4 protein-coding genes are annotated in these 3,259 nt (G+C 47.7%); all 4 read left to right on the plus strand.

The features are described from left to right. Nucleotides 1-1,035 (plus strand): glycosyltransferase (locus tag VIP81_RS26480; RefSeq protein ID WP_331968381.1); only part of this gene is annotated, 1,035 nt, incomplete at its 5' end. A 19-nt stretch (nt 1,036-1,054) separates the two neighbouring features. Further along, on the plus strand, nt 1,055-2,185 hold the full coding sequence (locus VIP81_RS26485; protein WP_331968390.1) for an ABC transporter permease: 1,131 nt from the start codon (nt 1,055-1,057) through the stop codon (nt 2,183-2,185). 48 nt (nt 2,186-2,233) lie between these two features. Then, nucleotides 2,234-2,665 (plus strand): hypothetical protein, encoded by a 432-nt coding sequence (locus VIP81_RS26490; RefSeq protein WP_331968384.1) that lies wholly within the window; start codon nt 2,234-2,236, stop codon nt 2,663-2,665. A gap of 76 nt (nt 2,666-2,741) precedes the next feature. Further along, nucleotides 2,742-3,259, plus strand: a 518-nt coding sequence (locus tag VIP81_RS26495; RefSeq protein ID WP_331968387.1) for a hypothetical protein, incomplete at its 3' end; no start/stop codon positions are given.

Consider the following 3,259-nt stretch of genomic DNA (forward strand, 5'->3'; position numbering starts at 1 on the left):
CATGCAGCCGGGCATACAAAACTAACGGTGATTATTCCTGCCAGGAACGAAGCGGATAATCTGCCCGCCCTGCTGGAAGCGCTTCACCGCCAAACGTATAACCCTGCCTTGCTGGAAGTCATCATCATCGATGATTTTTCAACAGATGATACTGCCGCCGTTATTCGCAATTATCCGGCAGAAAATATACACCTGCTGGAATTAAGTCAGCATCTTGATAAACAGGAACGCCTTAATTCCTATAAGAAAAAAGCCATTGAAATAGCGATATCAAAAGCTACCGGCGACCTTATCGTCACCACAGATGCAGATTGCGTGATGGGGCCGCGCTGGATCGAAACCATGGTGCAATTCTATGAGTTGCATCAACCTAAGTTCATAGCCGCACCTGTGAGCTTCTACAAAGAACATAACTTCTTTAAAAGATTGCAGTCGCTGGACTTCATGACCATGCAGGGCATTACCGGAGCGGCTGCCGCACTGGCTTCCGGCACGATGTGCAACGGTGCGAATCTGGCCTATGAAAAGCAGGCTTTTCATGATGTAGGCGGATTTGGAGGCATCGACAATATTGCTTCCGGCGACGATATGTTGCTGATGTATAAAATCTACAGTGCTTATCCGGAAGGCGTAATGTATCTAAAAAGTGAGGATGCTATTGTGCGCACCCTGGCGGTAAATACGCTGAAAGACTTTATGAATCAGCGTATCCGCTGGTCGTCCAAGGCAGATAAGTATGAAGATAAAAGACTCACCTGGGTGTTGCTGCTGGTATATCTTTTCAATGTGGGCTTGCTGGGAATGGCTGTGGCGTCGCTTTTTCTGCCGGTATGGTGGCCCTGGTTCCTGATCATTCTATTGTTTAAAGTCACGCTGGAATTGTATTTCCTTCTGCCCGTGGCTAAGTTTTTCAATAAAACAGAACTGTTGTTATGGTTTATTCCGGGACAGATATTTCATATTCCTTATATTGTAATTGCAGGCTGGCTGGGGAAGTTCGGTAGTTATCAGTGGAAGGGCCGCCAGGTAAACTAAATCGCCTCCTTTGTCAAATATGCAATCTTCCTGGAAACGATTACGCCGCAATAAAGGCGCAGTGGCTGGTTTGCTGGTCATTACGCTGTCTGTATTGGTGGCCGTAGCGGCTTATTTGATAGCTCCCGATAATACACCGGATGCCAACAGGATGGTATTGGAAATAGAAGGACAGCACCCCGGATTCCGGATCACGATGCTGGCAATGCGAAAAGAGCATCACGTGAAGGAGGCAAATATGTATGATCGTTTATTATACGGACAAAGATCTCCTGATGTTTGGGTGCCGGTACGTTCCTGGCATTTCAAAGATAGTTTGCTGATTGTTCAACGGTATGTAGACGAAGCCGTGAGCCGGGAAGAAGCGTATTCGCTAAAGGAAATATGGTATGGCGACCGGGTACCTCCGGCAAATGCGTTCATGTCTGATGAGGAGTTGCAGCAACGTATCCGCGAAGAGCGGATTTTGCCCCGGACCTTCTGGTTGGGCACCGACAAGTTTGGCCGGGATATTTTAAGTCGTTTGATACTGGGTACGCGTGTAAGTCTTGGTGTAGGCTGTATTGCCGTGGTCATTTCTCTCACTATTGGCGTAATACTGGGCGCAGTGGCGGGGTATTTTAAAGGTCGCACCGACGATGTGGTCATGTGGTTGGTGAATGTGGTCTGGTCTATGCCTACGCTGTTGCTGGTGTTTGCACTTACATTGGCGCTGGGCAAAGGTTTCTGGCAGGTGTTCATTGCCGTGGGTTTAACCATGTGGGTGGGAGTGGCGCGTATTATCCGCGGGCAGGTGCTGGCCATCAGGGAATTGGAATTTGTAGAAGCTGCCAGGGCATTAGGTTACAGCCATATGCGTATCATAGCAAAACATATTCTCCCCAATATTATGGGGCCGGTAATGGTAGTTGCCGCCGGTAATTTTGCCACCGCTATTGTAGTAGAGGCGGGGCTTAGCTTCCTGGGAGTGGGGGTACAACCGCCGCAACCGTCCTGGGGACTGATGATTAAAGAAAACTATAACTTTATCATCACCCACAATCCTTTACTGGCGCTGGCGCCGGGGATGGCCATTATGCTGCTGGTACTGGCATTCAATTTATTGGGAAATGGATTGCGGGATGCCCTCGACGTGCGAAGTAAAATTTGATTTGCATATAAAAAAAAGCTAATTTCATACTCCTATATACACTTTGAGATGATATCATTGAAAACCTGCCTCCCGGTATTTTTAGCCTTTACATTGATTACTTTTTCTTCCTGTAAGAAGAAAAAAGGAAGTGATCCTGCGCCCAGTGTGCAGGAAGAAGCGCTGACATTTGAACTGCCGGAGATAAAACTGGGTCAGTACAATCAGGTACTGGACAGTACTTATGGTTTAAAGGTGAACATCACTTCCAAATTACCGGAAAAAGGGGTGAAGGTGACGTTGAATGTAGCTACGGAAGTAGGCAATATTCCACTGGGACAGGACAATATCGCCGATGTGAACACCACTCCGTTTATCATTACATTGAAGCACCTGAAGCCATTAAAAACATATGTAGTAACCGTTACACTGGCCTCTCTGGGTAATACGGCCAACGTGGCAACGCCCAAAGTATTTAATCTTACCAACAAGGCAGAATAACGGCGAATCTCAAAATCCGTCTCTCCCGAATCTAAAATTGTGTAGGTTTGCAAGCTCGCAGACAAAGGAATCGTTTATGCAAATTGCTGTTAATGCCGCTTGTTTACGACAGGACATGCCTGCCGATACCGGGAGAGTGGCAACTGAAATAATACTGGCGATGTGCCGGCAACAGCCGGGCCATCAGTTCACTTTATTTTTTGATGGGGAGATACCAACCGGACTGAGTTTCCCGGCAAATGTGACCAAGGTAATATTGCCCCTGAAAGGTAATAAGGCATGGCATCTTTACTGGTGGCTGGAATGGCAGCTGGTACGGGCAATGAAGCCTTTCCGTCCGGATATGTTCCTGGGCCTGGATGGTGCATTGCCGTTGAGGAGTAAAATCCCTGCCGGCCTGCTGGTAAGAGACCTGTCTTTTTTAAGAGATGCCGGTTTACAACCGGGTGTACAACAACGGGCGCTGAAGAAGAATACAGCCAAATACCTGGAACGTGCCAGGAGAATAGCGGTGCTATCGGATACCAGCAGGGAGGAAGTATTGCGCTACGCTCCTGCGGTGAAGGATAAACTTACAAGACTGGATACCGGACT

Origin of the sequence: Chitinophaga sp. (genome assembly GCF_036566945.1) — a bacterium.
GTDB lineage: Bacteria > Bacteroidota > Bacteroidia > Chitinophagales > Chitinophagaceae > Chitinophaga.